Source organism: Spirochaetae bacterium HGW-Spirochaetae-1, from assembly GCA_002839375.1.
Classification (GTDB): Bacteria; Spirochaetota; UBA4802; order UBA4802; family UBA5550; genus PGXY01.
The window spans coordinates 142365-162708 of the sequence record PGXY01000005.1 but is presented as its reverse complement, the minus strand read 5'-3'; the positions used below and the strand labels follow the sequence as shown (position 1 = coordinate 162708).

18 protein-coding genes and 1 pseudogene are annotated in these 20344 nt (G+C 47.0%); 5 read left to right on the top strand and 14 right to left on the bottom strand.

Annotation, left to right across the window (positions count from 1 at the left end):
* The first annotated feature begins 34 nt into the window (after positions 1 to 34).
* Complete coding sequence (locus CVV44_11080) at positions 35 to 1024, top strand: epimerase (GenBank protein ID PKL38422.1); 990 nt, start codon at positions 35 to 37, stop codon at positions 1022 to 1024.
* 78 nt (positions 1025 to 1102) lie between these two features.
* Here the strand turns inward: CVV44_11080 and CVV44_11075 are convergent, their stop codons facing one another.
* Complete coding sequence (locus CVV44_11075; GenBank protein ID PKL38421.1) at positions 1103 to 1750, bottom strand: hypothetical protein; 648 nt, start codon at positions 1748 to 1750, stop codon at positions 1103 to 1105.
* 216 nt (positions 1751 to 1966) lie between these two features.
* Between CVV44_11075 and CVV44_11070 the strand changes: the two genes are divergently transcribed.
* Positions 1967 to 2257: a hypothetical protein gene (locus tag CVV44_11070; protein ID PKL38420.1), complete on the top strand. Its 291-nt coding sequence runs from the start codon at positions 1967 to 1969 to the stop codon at positions 2255 to 2257.
* Positions 2258 to 2373: 116 nt separating this feature from the next.
* Here CVV44_11070 and CVV44_11065 read toward each other — a convergent pair whose 3' ends face one another.
* The 3 genes from CVV44_11065 to CVV44_11055 all read right to left on the bottom strand — a co-directional run bounded on the left by CVV44_11065 (position 2374) and on the right by CVV44_11055 (position 5099).
* Positions 2374 to 3531 carry a serine protease gene (locus tag CVV44_11065; protein ID PKL38419.1) on the bottom strand — a complete coding sequence of 386 codons (1158 nt, stop codon included), beginning with the start codon at positions 3529 to 3531 and terminating at the stop codon, positions 2374 to 2376.
* 255 nt (positions 3532 to 3786) lie between these two features.
* Positions 3787 to 4362: a DedA family protein gene (locus CVV44_11060; GenBank protein PKL38418.1), complete on the bottom strand. Its 576-nt coding sequence runs from the start codon at positions 4360 to 4362 to the stop codon at positions 3787 to 3789.
* Positions 4359 to 5099, bottom strand: coding sequence for a hypothetical protein (locus tag CVV44_11055; protein ID PKL38417.1), 741 nt, complete (start codon positions 5097 to 5099; stop codon positions 4359 to 4361). Before CVV44_11055 ends, CVV44_11060 begins: the two co-directional genes overlap by 4 nt.
* Positions 5100 to 5368: 269 nt before the next feature.
* On the opposite strand from CVV44_11055, the gene CVV44_11050 reads away from it, so the two are divergent.
* Complete coding sequence (locus tag CVV44_11050) at positions 5369 to 5929, top strand: hypothetical protein (GenBank protein ID PKL38416.1); 561 nt, start codon at positions 5369 to 5371, stop codon at positions 5927 to 5929.
* Between the two features lie 90 nt (positions 5930 to 6019).
* The gene (locus CVV44_11045; GenBank protein ID PKL38415.1) at positions 6020 to 8929 is read left to right on the top strand and encodes a hypothetical protein; all 2910 of its coding nucleotides are present in this window, start codon (positions 6020 to 6022) and stop codon (positions 8927 to 8929) included.
* Positions 8930 to 9001: 72 nt separating this feature from the next.
* On the opposite strand, the gene CVV44_11040 is transcribed toward CVV44_11045, so the two are convergent.
* From CVV44_11040 to CVV44_11005, 8 genes are all read right to left on the bottom strand, one after another.
* Complete coding sequence (locus CVV44_11040) at positions 9002 to 9913, bottom strand: hypothetical protein (protein PKL38414.1); 912 nt, start codon at positions 9911 to 9913, stop codon at positions 9002 to 9004.
* Complete coding sequence (locus CVV44_11035; protein ID PKL38413.1) at positions 9883 to 10533, bottom strand: hemolysin; 651 nt, start codon at positions 10531 to 10533, stop codon at positions 9883 to 9885. Before CVV44_11035 ends, CVV44_11040 begins: the two co-directional genes overlap by 31 nt.
* A gap of 222 nt (positions 10534 to 10755) precedes the next feature.
* Entirely contained in the window at positions 10756 to 11319 is a 564-nt protein-coding gene (locus CVV44_11030; GenBank protein PKL38412.1) for a hypothetical protein, read from the bottom strand.
* 247 nt (positions 11320 to 11566) lie between these two features.
* Complete coding sequence (locus tag CVV44_11025; GenBank protein PKL38411.1) at positions 11567 to 13378, bottom strand: ABC transporter ATP-binding protein; 1812 nt, start codon at positions 13376 to 13378, stop codon at positions 11567 to 11569.
* Positions 13379 to 13447: 69 nt separating this feature from the next.
* Positions 13448 to 13675 (bottom strand): hypothetical protein, encoded by a 228-nt coding sequence (locus tag CVV44_11020; protein PKL38410.1) that lies wholly within the window; start codon positions 13673 to 13675, stop codon positions 13448 to 13450.
* Positions 13638 to 13940: a hypothetical protein gene (locus tag CVV44_11015; protein PKL38409.1), complete on the bottom strand. Its 303-nt coding sequence runs from the start codon at positions 13938 to 13940 to the stop codon at positions 13638 to 13640. Before CVV44_11015 ends, CVV44_11020 begins: the two co-directional genes overlap by 38 nt.
* A gap of 192 nt (positions 13941 to 14132) precedes the next feature.
* Positions 14133 to 14537, bottom strand: a complete 405-nt coding sequence (locus CVV44_11010; GenBank protein ID PKL38408.1) for a DUF4112 domain-containing protein — start codon at positions 14535 to 14537, stop codon at positions 14133 to 14135.
* 166 nt (positions 14538 to 14703) lie between these two features.
* Entirely contained in the window at positions 14704 to 14925 is a 222-nt protein-coding gene (locus CVV44_11005) for a hypothetical protein (protein PKL38407.1), read from the bottom strand.
* Between the two features lie 281 nt (positions 14926 to 15206).
* Here CVV44_11005 and CVV44_11000 point away from each other — a divergent pair, with 281 nt between their 5' ends.
* Positions 15207 to 16907 (top strand): B12-binding domain-containing radical SAM protein, encoded by a 1701-nt coding sequence (locus CVV44_11000; GenBank protein PKL38406.1) that lies wholly within the window; start codon positions 15207 to 15209, stop codon positions 16905 to 16907.
* 513 nt (positions 16908 to 17420) lie between these two features.
* Here the strand turns inward: CVV44_11000 and CVV44_10995 are convergent.
* Positions 17421 to 17603, bottom strand: coding sequence for a hypothetical protein (locus tag CVV44_10995; GenBank protein ID PKL38405.1), 183 nt, complete (start codon positions 17601 to 17603; stop codon positions 17421 to 17423).
* 2504 nt (positions 17604 to 20107) lie between these two features.
* Positions 20108 to 20341, bottom strand: a pseudogene (locus CVV44_10990) (hypothetical protein).
* Positions 20342 to 20344 lie beyond the last annotated feature (3 nt).

Here is a 20344-nt window from a genome sequence, read left to right as displayed (position 1 = left end):
CGCTACTACTTTTTTTTCGGAGGATAAACCAGTAATGAAAAAACTTGTCACCGGCGCAACGGGGTTCATGGGTTCGTCTATCGTGAGGGAACTGCTCAGGGACGGCGAGGAGGTTAAAGTTCTTGTAAGGGAAACCAGTGATACGCGGAACATTGACGGGCTTGACGTAGAAAGGGCCTTTGGGGACATACGCGACGGTGATTCCATGAAAAAGGCCCTCAAGGGCTGCGATACGCTTTATTATACAGCGGCTTTTTTTGCCCACTGGGTACCTGATAAAAAATTGCCTTACGAAGTTAACGTTGAAGGCACAAAAGTATCGATGAAGGCGGCGCTCGATGCCGGTGTACAGAAAGTTGTTTATACAAGTACCAACAATACGATGGGGGCCCATGGACCCATCCCTGTAGATGAAAATGCCGAATTTAATCACTGGAAATCGGGGGACCATTATTCCATATCCAAATATCTTGCCGAGATCGAGGCGAGAAAATTTGTCTCCCTGGGACTGCCGATTGTCATTGTTAATCCCACCCTGGTCATCGGTGTACGCGATATCAAGCCGACGCCGTCAGGTCAGATGATCATCGACATTGCCACGGGTCAAATGCCGGGCTACATCGAGGGGGGGACCAATATCATCGATGTCGAAGACGTGGCGCGGGGACATATTCTTGCAGCGGAAAAAGGCAGAGTGGGAGAGAGATATCTTTTTGGAAATGAAAATTTAACCGTTTCGGACTATTTCAGGCTGATAGCCGATGTTGCGGGCGTGCAAGCGCCGCGGATAAAAATACCGTATCACCTGGCCGTGGCTCTTGGATATGTTTTCGAGCTGGGCTCTTTTTTTACAAAGAAACCTCCCGTGGTCACGGCATCGGAGGTGAGGATAGGCAAGTCTCAGGAATGGTATGACTGCTCAAAGGCTGTGAAGGAACTGGGTTTGCCGCAGACACCCATTCGACAATCAATAGAGAAGGCGCTCAATTGGTTCAAAGAAAAGGGGTATATCAATAAGTTGTAGTATCGGTGAGATTGAAAAGAATTCCTGACAGGTTTTCTCTGCCGGGAATTCTTTCAGAGTTTCATGATTGAATCAGTTTTATTTTTTCTGGCTGGACAGGTATTCCCTGAAACCGTCTTTGTCTATGCTTGTTTTCATTCTCAGGTTATCGATATATTTTTGTATCGCTTCCTTGAGTTTTGTGTCCCGGATATATTTTCTGCACAGGTCTTTACCCTCATCAGCAGGGTAATTTTTTAAACTCTCTTCATGTGTCTTGTAGAATTCATCAATTTCCTTATCAGTTACAACAATTGTATTCCTGAGTTTCTGCATGAAGAAATACTGCATGACAACCTGGTAGCGGGAAAGTTCAATTATTGTGTTCAGTTCATCCCTGTCGATTTTCTTGTCTTCCTGTGCGGCATTGTAGGCAAGTTTTCCATTGATAAGGATATCAAGAAAATATTCCTTGTTCAGGAAGGGGTGCGAATCTGAATAAGCGGGATCACCGGCCAGCCTGTCGACATCTTCATTTTTTTCCACGTCCATGGTTATTTTATTCTGGGCATAGTAGAACCGGTTGAGATCATCGATCGTTATTACCTCTTTCCCAACTTTTGCGGCCCAACCTTTTGTTTCTGCCAATGCATCGTTTGCGGCTGAATTGAAAAAAATGAATATTGTAATCATTATCATGAAAATTGAATATCCATTGATTTTTCTGTATTGCCATGTCCTCATCATTATAATCCTCCGGTAAACCGTACTGTTTTTGCTGAATAAATGAGAATTTAAAAATCTTTGTTTGCCGGGAATTTTCTGTCAATAAAAAATAGAGGCCATTTTTATTGTATTGACACTTTCCAATTTATACTTTCTAATCTAAACAAAAGATAAATAATCTTGAAAATTATTTTCCCAATCCTTCCCTGCTATGTATTTATAAGGAGTACAAAAATTATGAAAAGACATGTAGTATTCATTTCGATTTTATTTCTGGGAGCGGTGATGCTTGCCTGTTCCGCAAAGCTTTCCACATTCACTAAAGAAGCCTGCGTAACACCGCCGAACGATGCGCTGGTGGCCGTTATCAAGGACAAATGCAATCTTTGTCATGCAAAGGATTTCCCCTCAAAGGAAGAGATTTGTAGCCGGAAAGCATTGATCCAGGAATCGGTAAAATCAGGAGCAATGCCGAAGTTCGGGAGCCTCTCGCCAACGCAAAAATCATTGATTCTAGACTGGAAATAAATCGCTCTGTAAAGTGTATCCTCTTCAACAATATGCCGGCGGAACTCCCCTGAGGTCGCCGGCATTATTATGACTAGCGCCAATACACATAAAAATTAAAGTCCTAATAAACGGGATTATGGTCGTTCCTTGACCGTAATAAACAGGTTTACTTCCTGCTTGTTCCGCCATACGGTTACTTTCAGGGTTTTCCCGATTTCTGTTTTTTCAACTTCCTGTACGACATCGGTATAACTCGCTATTTCCTTGTTGTTTATTTTCAGGATTACATCTCCTACCCGTATGCCGCCTTTTTCGGCCGGGCTGTTATCCATCACTCCGCCGATAAGCGCGCCTTTTGTTTTTGCAAGTCCCAGCTGCCCGGCGTAATCATCGGTGATGGGCACTATCTGCACGCCGATATATCCCCGTTTTACCTTTTTATGGGTCTTGAGCTGTTCCAGGACATCCTTTGCCTTGTTAATGGGAATGGCGAAACCTATTCCCATGTTCCCGCCGCTCTGGGAGTAGATCATCCGGTTGATGCCGATGACCTCGCCATAGATGTTTATAAGAGGACCTCCCGAATTGCCGGGGTTGATGGAAGCGTCGGTCTGGATATGCGTCTGTGAATCGCCCATGAGGTCCAGGTCCTTGCGGGCGATGGCGCTTATAACGCCCGTTGTGAAAGTTTTATCGAGACCGAAGGGGTTGCCGATGGCGATAGCCCAGTCGCCAACATTTACCTTGTCTGAGTCACCGAGGAACACGGGCAGAAACTTTCCTTTTGCTGAAATTTTTAACAGGGCGATGTCGGTTCTTTCATCATAGCCAACCACCGTGGCAACATAGTTTTCATTGTTAACTTTGATGTTGATTTTATCAACATCGGCTATCACGTGATAGTTGGTGCAGATGTAACCATCTTCGGAAAGGATAAAACCGGTACCAAGGCCCTGACGTTTTTCCGTTTTACCCTGAGGGACCGCATTTTGTCCAAAAAAATTGCGGAAAAATGGATCATTAAAAAAAGGCGATGATTGAAGCTTTACGGTCTGCTCGGTGCTGATAAATACAACGCTGTTCTGGTAAAGATTGTAAATCTTACGGAACGCATCCTGTACTTTAACGGCATCGGCGACTTCACCGGTTCCCACCAGGGGTGATTTATTGCCGGCGCTGAAAAGGGAACTGGTACCGCTCCGGCATGACATATGGTAGACGAGAAAAACCGCGAGAAAGATGCCCAGGATTGGCAGTGAAATTTTATACTGTGATTTTATTTTTTGAAACATGGATGGTACCTCCGGAATATTTTTATAAAAATAAATTCCTGTAGATGAAAATTAGAAATTTCAATGCCATAGTTGATATGCAAAAGGGATACGCCTTGTTATCAGGCACGGAACGTGCGTTAACAGGGGAATATCCATAATTGAAAACACGATGTAAGAGACACATAATTTATGGGAATGTTTCAGGGCAGGAAAAAAAATAATAAAATTTCGGACAGCGATGGGGTTAAGATCAAGGATGCAGTTATTTTATTCTTATTCCTCCCGGGTTATGCTTTTTTTGCGGTTTTTCCAGTAACGTAGAACAAGATGTATTGCGAGTATCATCAGGCCGGCACCCATGACCCATATCTCGTATTTTTTCAGGTCATCGAGGAGAATCTCGAAGGCATGACCGAAAAAATAACCCAGGCCGCCCACGGTAACAGCCCAAACAAGGGCGCTGATCATGTTGAGGATGAAAAATCGTTTCGCCGAAACCGATGAAAGACCGATGGTGAAGGGCGCCACGGTCCGCAGTCCGTAGAGAAACCTGAAAGCGAGGATGATGATCGTGTTATAGCGCTCCAGGAGGGCCTGAAACCGCTCTATTTTCTCCCGGGCTGCGGGTTTCTTTTCCAGGTAGACGAGGCCCTTTTTCCTGCCGATGAAAAAATAGATCTGGTCCCCGATGAAGCTTCCTGCGAAGGCGCAGGCCATGACCAGGGGCAGCGAGAGATAGCCGCGGTGCGCGGCAAAACCTCCCACGACAAGAATGGTTTCACCTTCCAGAAAGCTTCCCAGAATGATAGCGGGATATCCGAAGTGCTGAACGATCGTTTCGAAACTCATCCCGCATCACCCCGGTCGTTCTTTTTATTTTCAGCAATACTCAACAGTTCCTGCAGGTAATCAACCTGAAGCTCCTGTATCTCGAAGAGTTTGTGCATCTGCCGCGAGACGAGGTGGTCGATCTTTTCATGGAGCTGGCGTATTTCCAGTTCTGACTTCAGGTTGATCTGGTAATCGTGCTCCGACCTGAGCCGGTCTTTTGCCTCCTGTCGGTTCTGGCTCATCATAATGATCGGCGCCTGTATGGATGCCATGCATGACAGGATAAGGTTCAACAGGATGAAGGGGTAGGGATCGAAGGGTCTGGCACCCAGAAGAAAAACGTTGGTAATGATCCAGGCCGCCAGGATGACGAAAAAGGAGATAATGAAGGTCCAGCTCCCGCCGAAACGGGCCACTATGTCGGCCACGTGCTGGCCCGTGGTAAACTTTTCCTCTTCCTCTATATTGATGTTGCGGGAAAGGAAATCGGCCTGTTTCATGGTTTCCAGGACTTCCCTTTCCAGTTCCGTGACTTCGCCCCGTTCACTGATGACCAGTTCGTTGAGATATTTTTGCCTGTACCGGTTCAGCTCATCGATGCAAATAAAGCCGTTTTCATCAAAGTCGGGGTGGTCCGTTCTGATGAGCTCGAGAATGGGAAGACGGATGGAATTGGCCGGAACCAGCATGTCCTCGGAAAGTTCCTTCCCGGTGACCTGACACAAAGCACTGGTTGTTTTCTTATGTACTTTCATATCCTGAATCGTCCTATGCTCGTTAATGTCTTTCTGTTATTGTCTCTCCGGCTGGCGATGACAAGTAATAATTGCAGTGAAAATCCATTTTGTCAAGACTTATAAGTTATAGCCGAAGCGATCTTAGATTGGATAGTTTTGTAGAGATTCAATTGTAGAAAAAAGCCTTGCCCATACGGATATTTCTATCAATAATTAAAAATTAAACACCAGTACTACAGTTACCGGACCCGGGCATGAACCGGTGATGGACCACGAGAGGGTATCATATGGAATTTATAGGAAAGAATTTTTTCATGATTGATTTTTTCATCGGTGCTGCTGTTCCCGTGACAGTCACAGTGCTTTACCGAGTAAATAAAATTACGCGGTTTACCTGGCACATGTTTTGGATTGGGTGTCTCATTGGGCTGCTTTGGGAAATCCCCCTGTCCACGCTTGATGGACTGGGCGTTGTTGACATCTTTAATTTCACTTCGCCGCCGCCGGTGCATTTCACAGTTATAATTATCAGCCATACGCTCTGGGATGGCGGTCTGTTCCTTCTCGGCGTGTGGCTGGTTAACCTGTTCTGCGAAGAACCGCGTTTCGATGTCTTCAAGTGGAAGGAACTCCTTGTTCTTCTTGTCTGGGGGCAGGTGCAGGAGCTTGCCGTGGAACTCCTGAGTACGGGCAATAACGGATGGGAGTATAATGCATTGTGGTGGAACCCTGTGATGTTTCTGTTCAATGGCCACAACATTACACTCATTCCCCAGCTCATATGGCTCGCGGCGCCGGTGCTGTTTTATTTCATGGCGCTGCTGCTGCGCCGGTCATTACGTTACTAAAGTGCAGGGAAGGGCTGTTCATTTTTATTATTTGCTGCTCAGGTCAAAAAAAGAATTGAAGCACCTGGAGAAATGAATACAATTAAATAAATGATTCCGCATCGTGAAGGGGGGTGTGTGCGAAAGAGGCCATGGGCTTGGGTTCTCGCAATTCTCATAATGCTGCTGTTTTCCACTGCGGGCTGCGGCAGGTCATACTCAGGTAAAAAATCTCCCGTCGCATCGTCGGGAATTATGGATCTCAGGGACTGGGATTTCAATTCTGACGGCCCGGTCAGACTGTCCGGAGAATGGGAGTTTTACTGGAGACAGCTTCTCAATCCCGAGGACTTTAACGGGCCCGGCATGCCTGTTCGTACCGCATACATATCCCTCCCGGAATACTGGAGCGACTTTCACGTCAATGGTGAAAAGTTCCCTGTTATGGGATATGCAACACATCGGTTGAAAATACTCCTTCCGGAAAAATATGGCAGCCTGGCCGTAAGAAACACCGCCATTGCGACATCCTTCCGTCTCTTTGTCAACGGCAACCTGGTCAGACATGGCGGTGTGGTGGGCCGTGACAGGGAATCATCTGATCCTGATTATGAGCCCGGCGTGTCTCCCCTTTCTTTGAAAGGGAAGGAAATGACCATCATAATCCAGGTTTCAAATTTCGACAATTACCATGGGGGAGTCGGGGAAGCGGTTATACTGGGGAATAAGGATGATCTCCTGTCGGAATGGGGGAAACTTGTTTTCATCGAAGTATTCCTCTTCGGCTGTATTGTAATCATAGCCCTCTATCATCTGGGCGTTTTTCTCCTGATGAGGGAGGATAAATCCCCCCTGTACTTCTTCATGTTATCCATAGCCATAGCCGTTTTCAACCAGTTTTCCGGAGAGCTCTTTTTCTATAAATTGTTCCTGAAAGACATGGGATGGGCGTTCCGCTTTTTAATCGTAAACCTCTCACTGTATTTATTTGTCCCGAGCATGCTCATGTTTATCGCAACCCTGTTTCCCGGGGAGATGAACAAACGATTTATACGCGTGACCTGGTTTGCGGCGGTTCTGTTTGCCGTCGTCGCCCTTGTCACTCCCACATATATATATGCCTGGACATTCGCCTTCTTTCTGCTGTATCTTCTGGGTTCACTAACCTACAGTTTTTACTGTCTCGTAAGGGCCTGGCTGAAGAAACGACAGGGTGCGTTGATCATGCTCATCGGGTTTATCTTTTTTCTTGTAACCGCAATTATCGATACGCTGAGTTATAACAATATCATGCCATTCTATACTATGAGTAATGCCCTGGGGCTTTTTATTTTCATTTGTTCCCAGGCCTATCTGCTTTCGGGAAGGTATGCACTTGCGTTCCATGCAGAGAAGCGTCTTGCCCGTGAACTGGGCAGTAAATCCGAGGAACTTATGGTAAAGAACGTTGCTCTTGACAGGGATATTGAGGAACGGATTAAAACAGAGAAAGAACTGGAGAATACGAGAAATTTTCTGAACAATGTATTCAATTCTTTATCTTCTTTGCTTATATCGATAGATGCTGAAGGAAAGATAACTCAGTGGAATATTGCTGCGGAGAAATATACCGGTGTGTCTGCCGCTCAGGCAAAAGCGAAGAGTATCTGGGATGTCATTCCCTTTATCAGTGCATTCAGGGATGATATCGAGAAGGTCATTGGAACCAGCCAGCCTGTTGAGCTTGTACGTCTGGCCGTTGATATTAATGGACAGCATTATCTCAACATGACAGTAAGCCCTCTTGTTTTTGATCACATCCATGGAGCCGTTATCCGGATCGATGATGTGACCGAGCTTGAGATGAAAGAGGAGCAGCTCAGGCAGGCCCAGAAGATGGAAACAGTGGGCACTCTGGCCGGGGGCCTGGCCCATGACTTTAACAATGTTCTAAGCGGAATCATAGGCACCGTCACTCTCCTGAAATATATCATCGGAAGCGATATGACTATCGATGAGGAGATCAGGGAGGGTCTCGATCTGATTGAAAGATCCGGGAACCGGGCGGCGCAAATGGTTCAGCAGCTCATGGCTCTGTCCCGGAGGCACGAGTTTTCATCTGTTACCGTTGATCTCAATGCTGTCGTAAAAAATGTCATGGATATCTGTTCCAATACTTTTGATAAATCCATATTCCTCAAGCCCGAGTATAGCAAGGAAAGTGCCTCTGTTAAGGGCGATCCGGCGCAGATTGAACAGGTCATCCTGAACCTGTGCCTCAACGCTTCTCATGCAATGACTATCATGCGATCACCCGGTGAACGGCAGGGCGGGGTACTGTCAGTTATTGTAAAAAAAATTACAGTTGACCAGCATTTCAAAAAAACACATCCCCAGGCAAAGGCGGATGTCTACTGGGTTATCAGCCACGGTGACAGCGGTATTGGTATAGATCCGGAAATCAGGGGGAAAATATTCGACCCCTTTTTCTCGACCAAGGATAAAGAGAGCGGGACCGGTCTTGGACTTGCCATGGTATATACTATTGTCCGCCGGCATAACGGTTTTATCGATGTCTATTCCGAACCCGGCGTCGGTTCCACCTTTAACGTGTATCTCCCGGAAAACAATGAGCCTGATGCCAGGGAGGATGACAGGAGAGAAACGGTTGTCCGGGGTGAAGGCCTCATCCTGGTTGTGGATGATGAGGAGATTATACGGAAAACTGCCGCCAATATATTGAAGGAGTGCGGCTATGATGTTGTAACAGCGGAGAATGGATCTTCCGGTCTGTCAATATTCAGGGATCGTTTTAAGGAAATATGTGCCGTTCTTCTTGATATGGCCATGCCCGGGCTCTCGGGACAGGAGGTTTATGCCGAGATGAGGAAGATTGACCCGAATGTCAGAGTTTTGCTCGCATCGGGATTCAGGCAGGACAGCAGGATTGAAGAGAGCCTGAAGATGGGAATTAATGGTTATATCCAGAAGCCCTATTCAATGATAGAACTGTCGGTTATGGTAAAAAAAATCATCGGTTAAAAATAAGCATTAAGACCCGCAATAGAATAGCCCGCCGGCCTGTGAAAAAGCGAAATGACAGATATAAACTGTTCAGATGTCCCGGTTTTTTATGATCTTCGAAAGAAACTCGTCCACGAATGAAAAAACGGAAAAGGCGATTTCTCCCCTGACAATGCCGTGGCAGTGAAAATTAATTTCCCGGTAGAGCTTTTGACTGCCGGCTATTCTTTCATAAATCATCGGGCCCGACCGGGGATCCACTTTGGGATCATGGTTTCCCTGAACAATGAGGGCTGGAACGGAAAGCCCGGGAAGATCGCGATAAACGTTCTGCATCAGTGCCTTAACCTGGTTGAGCCCGTGAACGGGGCAGCGATGATAATTGATTTCAGGATTATCGGGATGATTGGGTGAAAAGTATTTTCGGAAAGAGGTAATGCCCAGGGCTTCCATTTTCCTGTTCCAGAATTCCATCACCCGGGAGAAACGGGTTGATAACCCTTTAAATTGCAGAGGCGCGCTTACGGATACCACGGCGCGATACCTGTCGGGGTGAAGAATCGCCTGGCTCAGGGCAAGACCGGCGCCCGTTGAAAAACCGGCGACAATCACATCCTTGCAGAGCAGGTTAAGTACCCCGTATCCACGCTCCACCGACTCAATCCAGTCAGGATACTTGTGCTGTGCCAGATCATCAGCCGAGGTTCCGTGCCCTGCGAGCCTGGGCGCATAAACGGTAAATCCTTTCGAGAAAAGATGATCGGCCCATTCCCTCACTTCATGAGGGGCGGCCATAAAGCCGTGAATGAGAAGAACGCCGTAATTTGATTCAGGGCGGTGAAGGAGGTAGGGCGCCCCGATATGGCCCGGCTTTGTTTCTCCTTCAAGAAAATATTTTTTATATTCACGCTCGAATAGGGATTCTTCATCATGCAGCAGTTTGCGGCATTGAGAAGGGAGAACAGGGCCTGTCATGCAGCAACCCGGAAATACGCATTGCATATCATGGCGTAGTGAAAACTTCCGCCTACGAGAACCGTTATGTGAAACAGTTCATGAAAACTGAATACACCCGGCAGCATCCGAGGACGTTTGATGGCGTAGACCAGTCCGCCAAGTGTGAAGGCTATTCCACCGCCGAAGAGCATAAAAATTTCATATGTTGACATCCTGGATACTATCTGCTTTATGGGGAAAATAGCCAGCCATCCCATGAATAGATAGATAAAGGCGTAAAGCCCCCGCGGGGCCCTGGGGAAGAAAACCTGGGAAAAAACGCCGAAACCGACAAGGCCCCACTGCAGGGCTATCATGATCCACCTCCAGTTGCCTTCCAGGTAAAAATAAGAAACGGGCGTATAGGTTCCGGCTATCATGAAAAAGATAGCCATGCGATCCATCTTCCGCCAGAAGGAGAGCTCATTTTCTTTCTTTTTAAAAGCATGATAAAGGGAACTCGCTGTAAAAAGAAAAACGATGGAAAGACCGTAAATGAGGGCGGTAATTAAAGCCGTCATGGAGCCTCTCGCTGCAAGCACCAGAAATATCAAACCTGCGAAGGAGAGAACCGCGCCTGTAAGATGTGAATAAAAATTGAATTTTTCCTGGGTTTTTATGCTCATGCGTTATTCCTCTTTTTCAGGGATAAGGTAATCATTTAATCCCTGTCTAATTTTATCCATATTATATGGTATCATACCATGGCGAATTGTATATCTGAATATGTCAAGGACAATAGTATCGTCGATTTCGGGTCGCCCCTCATGATTGTTGATAAATTCGTCACATGGGGGGTATGGGCATATCATGCTATTACATCAATGTCACGGTGAGCAGCGGGCTGCCTATTCATGGACGGTATGTTCAACACGGTATTTTTCCGTAAGGTCCCGGAGCCTTCCCACCTTATCTATAAGGCTGTTGTCGCCTTTCGACAGGGCGTGCTGGTTCAATTCGTGTATAGTCCTTTTCATTATTGAAAAGTCACCGGCAAGATTGCTGGAAAGTATCTTGAACAGTTCCGATGTTTCCATCAGGTGGTCGCCATCTCTGATGGACACGGCCGGTACGAGGTTCCCCTGGGACATTTCCTTTATCACCGCGTTGAAGCGGTATATAGGACCGGCGATCCTGTTCGATGAATGAACCACGTAAAACGCTATGAGGGCCGATGTAATGAGAACGTACAGGGCTATGAAACCGATCATGGGGAGAATCATGGCGGCCGCGACGTCTCGCGCGGTTTCGGCAGGAAGCATGGAGCTTATGGATTTTTGCATGATGATAAACAGGAGTATAGCGAAAATAACTGCCGTTTGAATATTCATGGCGACATACTGGAAGATCATGTTCTTTTGAAATGTTTTATTGACGAGAAGAGTTTTTCTTCGTGATGCTGATTGCTGCATTGGGTCCTCCTCTATCGTAGTGTTAATTTTATTGTTCCAGCATAAAAATGTGTCCCGTCACGGAGATGGATTCGGTAATTCACGGGACATGGAAAAGAAGCCTGGACTGAAGCTTTTAGAGGATATAGTGTAGTATAAATACTGATTTTTGTCAATAGCAGTGAAAAACAGAAACATATTAGTTTTTCCGGTGATACTGAACAAACCGGCCATGGTGAGGCGGGATTTTAATGACGGTTTCCTGATATTATTTTTTAGAAAACTGCTGTTCCATGCGGTCAAGTTCTTCCCAGCGGACAAAGAGGCTTTCCAGTTCATCTTCCAGTTCCCTGAGCTCTTCTTTGATCACGGTCACCATGTCCCCGCTTTTCTGATAAAATGACGGATCTGACATGATGCGGAAGAGTTCTTCGCGGCGGCTTTCTTTTTCTTCTAAAATGCGGGGCAGGGATTCCAGCTCCTCTTTCTCTTTAAAAGTGAGCTTTGTCTTTGATGAATTTTTTTTCTCCCGGGTATTCTTCCCTGGTTTTTTAATTTCAGGAGAGGTGTTCCGGGATTTATAGTCATCATAGCCGCCGACGCATTCCCGTATTGCGCCATTTTCTTCAAAGGCCAGGGTGCTTGTTACTACATTGTTTAAAAAGGCCCTGTCATGACTTACCAGGATGAGGGTGCCGTTGAAATCAAGGAGCAGTTCTTCGAGCAGTTCAACCGTTTCAAGGTCAAGATCATTGGTGGGCTCATCGAGAATCAGGAGGTTAGCCGGACGGGTAAAAAGTTTGGCCAGGAGCAGTCGGTTCTTTTCTCCGCCGGAAAGAGCCTTGACCGGCATGTTGATGCGGTCCGGAGTAAAGAGAAAATCCTGCAGGTAGCCTATGATGTGCTTTTTCCCGCCGTTGAAATCAATAATCTCATTCCCGTCCGTAACGTTTTCTCTGACGGTCTTATTTTCATCGAGCCTGTTCCTGAGCTGGTCGAAATAGGCGGTTTCAAGACGGGCTCCATGCTTCACGGTTCCTGTCCGCTGCGCCAGGTCCTGCAGTAGTATCCTGATGAGTGTGCTTTTGCCGCAGCCGTTTGGCCCGATAATGCCGATGCGGTCCCCGCGGAGTATTGTTGTCGAGAAGGACGTTATAATATCCTGCTCGCCGTAACCAAAGGAAATATTTTCCGCTTCAATGACCAGTTTGCCCGATCTTTCCGTTTGCTGGATTTCCATTTTCACGGAACCCTGCTGTTCCCTGCGCAGAGATCTGTCGCGGCGCATTTTTTCCAGTTCCCGGACCCTTCCCTCGTTGCGTGTGCGCCGCGCCTTGATTCCCTTCCTGATCCATATTTCTTCGGCGGCAAGTTTTTTATCGAAAAGGGCATTCTGTGTTTCTTCCGATTCGAGCCATGCTTCCTTCCGCTGCAGGAAGGTTTTGTAATCGCACTTCCAGTCATAGAGTTTCCCCCGGTCGAGTTCGATGATGCGGTTGGCGATTTTCTGGAGAAACATCCTGTCATGGGTCACAAAGAAGACGGTCTTTTCATAGCGGGAGAGAAAGGTCTCGAGCCACTCAATGGAATCCATGTCCAGGTGGTTCGTTGGCTCATCGAGCAGCAGGATATGGGGATCGTTCACCAGGGTCCGTCCCAGGAGTACCCTTCGTTTCATTCCCGCCGAGAGGGTCTCAAAGCGCGGTTCGGGATCAAGGGAAAGAAGGGACAGTATCCGGTCGGTCTGAGTGTGTTTGTGTTTTTCCTGGTGGGTGTCAAGATGATCATCACCGTCATGGTGAGGAAGGTATCCCGAGGCGATACAGTCATAAACGCTTCCCCTGATGTCATCGGGGACTTCCTGCGAAAGAAATGCCGTGGTTACATGGTCATCGCGGATAACCCGTCCCGAGTCCGGTTCCAGGGTTCCACTGATGATTTTCATAAGCGTTGATTTCCCCGAACCGTTGCGTCCCAGGAGGCAGATTTTTTCCCCGGCTTGGATCTGTATGCCGATGCCGTCAAAAAGAACCGGGCCGCCGAAGGCGAGTGTTATGTTCTGGAGATTCATCAGTGCCATGATATGCCTGCGCTGTCAGTCTGAAATATTTGTATTATGGGATGAAAAAGAATCAGGCCGGTAAATCCATCACACGGAAACGCTGTAGCTGACGGGCAGAATATTTTTCAGATTGATATTTTTTGAGGCATCCATTATCTCGATGCCGACAATTTTCCCATCTTCGCCTATGTCAAGAACTACATCTTCGGAAACCCTTCTATTTGTAATTTCATGCTTTGAATCGTCGATCCGCATATAGAGAAGGTCGGTTTTGTTGTTATATACTATGTTCATTTTGGTGCTCCCATGTTCCATAGAATGCGTAAACGGTTACGGTAATTATTATATTGTTTTCAATCAGGTAATATACTTCAACACATTTATGTTTATAGAATTTACCGTTTCTTTCCCTGTTAAAATCGAAGACCTTGCTTTTCGCAGATCTTCCCTGTTTCGCCGGAACGGGATGGCCGGTATGGATTACATCTTCGATTTCCTCAATTGATACGCCCCGTTCAGCCGCTCTCTCCGATGCATGTATATCGATTTGAATTTTCAACATAACTGTTTTTAACTGCATAAATAATATGCATGAAATTTATTGCCGTCAAGCAATAAATAATGCAGACTGATTTCGTATTACAATTCTAAAGTACTACTTTAGAATTGTAATGATGTTTTTTGCAATTGAATTTATAATATGCGACCGGCTTTTTTTAATCAGACTACCAGATCGTATTTTTAAAAAAGCCGGAAATTTTATCACCCTTGCTTATGATGGGGATATTCTTTTGGATGGCTGTGCGACTATAACCTGGCGTTTTTCAATCTCATTTATGAGCAGCCGCACGTTCCGGATATTGGCCTTCCAGCCCGCGTCGAAGAAGTCGCCAATTACAGGAACAAGCCCGATGATCAGGTCCAGCAGGATATTGAAAATCATGCGTCCGATGATCAGCGGCCTGACGCGGTGATGGAAGGCGGCCAGGACGATATATCCCGAAATCACCGCTGAAACCACATCCCCTGCCACGGGCACGAGCCCGATGATAAAGTCCCAGCCGAACCGCATGGGAATGCAGGGGAATTTGAACCGGTTGTCGAGAAAATCGGCGAATTTTACCAGGAGATCCGGCGCAAATATTTTTGCGAAAATTGATTTTATTGTATTCAGCATGGTTAATGTTTTTCTCCGGACATTGCCGGGAGCTCAAAGGAATGCCGCAATCTTTGTCATTGAAGGAAAAACTGTCAATGAATATAATTGATCTCAGAACATTTGAATTTCCATTTGTTTATACGTTATTTGACCCTTCATCGGGAAAATGACGTATGCAGTGAATTTACTTATTTTTGCTTTTCTTTTCAGAATTTACTATATTAATGGCTTCTTCTATTGCCTTTTCAAGAGCAGCGATTATATCCGGTTTGATATCAAAATACAACTTGTTATCCTTGCAAAGCTTTTGAGTTTTTTTCAATTCACTCATCAATGCCGCCGGTATGCTCACCCTCAATAGAACATTCTTCAGTTGTTCTTTCTGGTCTTTCCTGATGACAGCCATAATGCCTCCGTAAGTAACATGGTGTTGCAGCAATTTTATTTTGATAATATAAGCAGTGATGATGTCAATAATAAAATTATAAAATTGGCTAAAGTAAAAGCAAAATAAAATGCTAAAAAAAAAGCATAATATATTGACGCAATAACAAGCAATAAGTATATTATGTTTTGATAGCTATATGAGAATGCTTTTAATAAACGTGATTAATCAAAAGGAGGTTTTATGAAGCAAAATGGATTAAATGACCCGTCGGGCCTGAAATCAATGGAAAGGAAAACATAATGAAAAAAATAAACACGTTAATGATCCAGCCGAAAACACCGCAATCCTTCTGGAGCCATGACAGTTCTCTTAAGTCAGCCGGATTCAGGACAGTCATGCCTCCGCTGGGATTGATGACCGTGGCTGCCATGCTTTCCGAAAATTATGACGTCAAAATAATCGACCTGAATGTATGTGATCTGGACATAGAGGCAGTGAAATGGAGTGATATGGTATTTCTCACCGGCATGTGGATTCACCGGGAATCCTTTGTGAAAATTGTCGGCACCTGTCATGAACTCGGTAAAACCATTGTCGCCGGCGGGCCTTTTGTTCAATCAGCCTATGGGAAACCGGGCCGCGACTATCTCGAATCGGATAAGATCAATCACCTGATCCTGTATGAAGCCGAAAATAATCTTCCCCAATTCCTGCGTGACTATGAACAGGGAAAGGCAAAAAAGGTTTATGATAATAAGGATAAACCGGCACTTGCCCTTACCCCGCCGCCGCGTTTTGACCTGATACGTCCCTACGATTACGCCTCGATGGCTCTCCAGTTCTCCCGGGGGTGCCCGTTCAACTGCGAATTCTGTGATATAATCCAGATGTTCGGCCGCGTTCCGCGAACCAAGTCACCGGCCCAATTCATGAGAGAGGTTGAAGCACTTTACGCAACAGGGTATCGCGGTCGCCTGTTCATCGTAGATGACAACTTTATAGCCAATAGAAAGACCGTCAAGGAGATGCTCCGTCTCCTTGCAGACTGGCAGCAGGAACGGAAATATCCCTATCTTTTATTCACGGAAGCGAGCATTGACCTGGCAGCTGACAATGATCTCCTGGACCTGATGGCGAGATCGGGTTTCACCTCAGTTTTTGTCGGCATTGAGTCGCCCGATTCCGCCACACTGCTGGCGACCAACAAGAAACAGAACGCCTCCTGCGACATGAAGGCCGCCATCGAAAAAATACAGCGGTCGGGGATAGAGGTGATGGCTGGATTTATACTGGGGTTCGATACCGATACGGATGACGTCTTCGACCGGCAGCTGGAGTTTGTCCGGGAGAATGGAATCGCACAGAGCATGACGGGATTGCTGGCGGCGATGCCGAATACAGATCTGTACAAACGGCTGGAGCGGGAAGACAGGCTTCTGGTGATGGAAAACCCGCACAGCGGCGACAACGTTGATACCGTCCTTAATTTCATACCCAGGATGCAGGCGGACAAACTGATTGAGGGTTACCGTCGTGTCATATCTGAAACCTATGAGCCCCGGAACTATTTCGCCCGCGCACTGACGCTCATCAGCAGGCTGCCGGATATGAAAATTACCGGCTTTGACCGGTCGGTGCCGTGGAAATGGGACCTGGCAATGGCAAGGATTACTAATAATCCCAACAGGACGAGGCTCATTATCGAGCTGGTAAAACTTTTCTTCTCATCATTCGGCGTCCAGGCGTTATGGTTTATCCTCAAGTCATTCAGGTTCGGAATATTCACGCTGCCTGTTGCGATTGAGCTTGTTTTCCGGGGACGCCATTATGCAAATGTTGCCGCTAAAATTACCCGTGCTAAAGCAGAGCCGGCAGTGGGTAAAAACGGACATGAGGATATATTATCATCCATACAAGGCCTCCCCGGATTAGATCCGGTTCCCTTGATGAAACGAAGCGGGGAGGACGGAAATATTATTACCCGGAGAGGAAATGCGTAGTTGCCCCTGAAATTCTAAAAATATATATTGCGGCCGGCGGTAAAACAGCAGACCCCCGCTGCCGGCCGCCTTTGTTTCAGAATACTTTCTCTATTCCTCGTCACCTTTTTGCAAAGACGCTTATTCCCCTTAATTCTAGTTTTTAAACTGCGATTTCTTGTTCATGATTCTCTGTGTTCTTCCGGGCCGGTAAGTCCTTTTATCTATCATTATGGATTACAGGGAAAATCCTGGTTTTTATACGTCGCGCTGTTGGGGAGATTGCAGTTGTACACGGGGAAAAAAAAAGGGCTGAATTGCTTCAGCCCTGTGAAAAGTATCACACAACAAAATAAAAAATCAGGGTAAAACTAAACTTAAGAAATTTACAATATTAATGTACTGTGTCAGGTAGTGAATAGCAATAGATGAAAATATAATAATTTATTGGGGAAAGGCATATTATTTTTATGGGGAAACCCCCCATGTTTTTGTACAAAAAAGAGTAAAATGTTTACCCTGTCAGCGGCAGTATTATCCTCTATCTTTGGTAGCTGTTATTTTTTCCTCACAGCCGGGCCCCTTCATGGTGCACGTGGAGCATTTCTCCGGCGTGCAGGCGCTTTCATCGGGCCTCCTTACAAAGCGTATCAATTTCCACAGGGCATAGAGCGCCGCAAGAGCAATAATTATAATTGTTGTTATGTTCTGAATCATCATAAAATCCCTATGAGGTATTTTCCCGCCTGGTAAACCATGAATGAAATGAGCCAGGCCACGGTTGTGGAATAGAGGGCTGAGAAGAGGGCCCAGCGCCAGGTCCCCGATTCACGGCGGATTGTGGCGAGTACGGCCACGCAGGGGAAATAGAGCAGGATGAAGAGCACGAACGTGAATGCCGAGAGAGGGGTAAGGGCCGCCTCGCGATCCCGGCCTTCACGGTGGTTGTCGGCATTGCGCAGGTTGTTTATCAGCGTGCTGGTCTCCTTGCTGTCGCTGCCCCCGGCATGGTAGAGCACGCCCATGGTGCCCACGACGACCTCCTTGGCCGCCAGGCCCGTCATGATGCTGACGCTCATTTTCCAGTCGAATCCCAGGGGGCGCATGACGGGTTCCACCAGGTGCCCTATGCGGCCTATGTATGACAGGGAAAGCCGCTCGCTCTCACGATCGTATTTTAGCAAATTTATCCTCTCGCCCTTTTCCCGCAGGAGATTCTGCGCGGTGAAGGTTCTGTTGTTATTCACAGCCTTTTTTTGCGCTGCCGTGATCATGACATCGTAGCGTTCGCCGGTCTGAAAAATTTCTTTTTCGTAATCGCGGGACAGCTTTGGATCAAGGGGATAGTTGCCCAGGGCCCATATGATAATGGAGGCCACAAGGATGATGCCCCCGATTTTTTTCAGGTATTCCGCTCCCTTCTCCCACATGTGCCTGGTGATGGTCCGTAGTTTCGGCATCCGGTAAGGAGGAAGTTCCATGACAAAGGGGATATCACTGCTTTTAAAAAGGGATTTCTTCAGCAGTATGCCCGACAGCGCCGCGGTGAGGATGCCTATGGCGTATATGAGGAAGAGCATGCTTCCCTTGTTTTCGGAAAAAAAGGCGCTGATGAAAAGGACGTATACGGGCAGCCGGGCGCTGCATGACATGAAGGGTATGATGATCATGGTCAGGAGCCGGTCGTTCCTGCTTTCGATGGTGCGAGTGGCCATGATGGCCGGTACGTTACATCCGAATCCCATGAGCATGGGAATGAAGGATTTGCCGTGCAGCCCGATCCGGTGCATCACCTTGTCCATAATGAAGGCGGCCCTGGCCATGTAGCCCGTGTCCTCCATGAAGGAGATCATGAAGAAGAGAATCAGAATATTGGGGAGAAAGATGATAACACCACCGATGCCGGCAAGGATACCGTCCACGATGAGTGACTTCAGCGGGCCGGCCGGCATGGTATGGGACACGAAGGCCGAGAGCAGTCCCATGGCTGTATCTATCCATGCCATGGGGTAATCACCCAGGGTGAAGGTCATCTGGAATGTGAGCCACATGAAGAATATGAAAAGAGGAATGCCGAAGAGACTGTGTGTAACGATATAATCTATTTTTTCACTGCCGGTCATGCGCGGACGCCGGGCCGGCCTGAAGGTCTCCTTCAGCGCGCCGGCGATGAAGGCGTATTTTGCGTCGGATATGATGGATTCACTGTCCTCTTTTATGAGCTGTTCGAGGCGCATGATCTCCGCCGCGGTCTCGTGGAATATCTCCGTGCGGTTTGCGCAGTGCCGGAAAATTTTCTCTTCCGAGGGTTTGTCCTTTTCCAGGAGTTTGATGGCGAGGAAACGCGAGGATATGATATCGGTCAGAGGAAAGTTTTCCTCGATTTTTATTCTGTCCTGGATGGCTGTGATGGATCTCTCTATTTCGGTTCCGTAATTGATGTGGATGTGCCGTACGGTTTTGTCTCGGTCTTCATATACGTCTATGGCCTTTTTAATGAGATCATCGACACCGTCGCCCCGTGTACTTACGGTCCGGACAAAGGGAATGCCTATCATCCTTCCCAGGGTTTCATAATCGAAGGTGTCACCTTTCCCCTCCAGCTCGTCAAACATGTTAAGGGCCACGACGACTTTAATATCCATGTCTATGAGCTGCGTGGTGAGATACAGGTTCCGTTCGAGATTTGACGAGTCGATGACATTGATTACCACATCGGGTTTTTCATCGAATATATAATTGCGGACAAAGAGCTCCTCGGGCGTGTATTCCGTGATGGAATAGGTGCCGGGAAGATCGATAACGTTGAAGTGATATGAGTGCACCCTGAACTGCGCCTTCTTGGCCTCCACGGTCACCCCGCCGTAATTACCCACCTTTTCACGGGACCCCGAGAGATAATTGAAAAGAGTTGTCTTGCCGCAGTTGGGATTTCCCACGAGGGCAATGTTTATCGTCCGGATTTTCTGCAGCGCATTTTTATTCAGATCCCGGTCCGGAGCCTCGCCAGGGTGGAGCCTGTTAAAGCGGCGGCCCCTCCACCTGCGGTGCCTTTCAATTCCCCGGAAGGTGTGCGGGCCGTCGGGAGCTTCGTCGGTATAATGCCTGCCTCCGCCGTTCCGTATCATGTTGATGAGCCTTCCCCATCGCGGACGCTCATGGGGATTGGGCTCTGTCGGTATTTTGGAATTTTCTTCCACGGTGTGACTGCTTGGAAGGGGTTCCTGTTTTTTTTGGCTGTATACTTCGATGAGACGGGCCTCGTTTCTTCTCAGGGATACATTGTAGCCCATGATGCGGTACTCAATGGGGTCTTTCAGTGGGGCGTTTTTAATGACTTCTACTTCTTTTCCCCTGACAAAGCCCATTTCAATGATTCGTTTCCTGAAGGCGCCGCGTCCCAGGACTTTCGTTATTGTTCCCTTTTCACCATTTTTCAGATCAGCCAGTGTCATGGT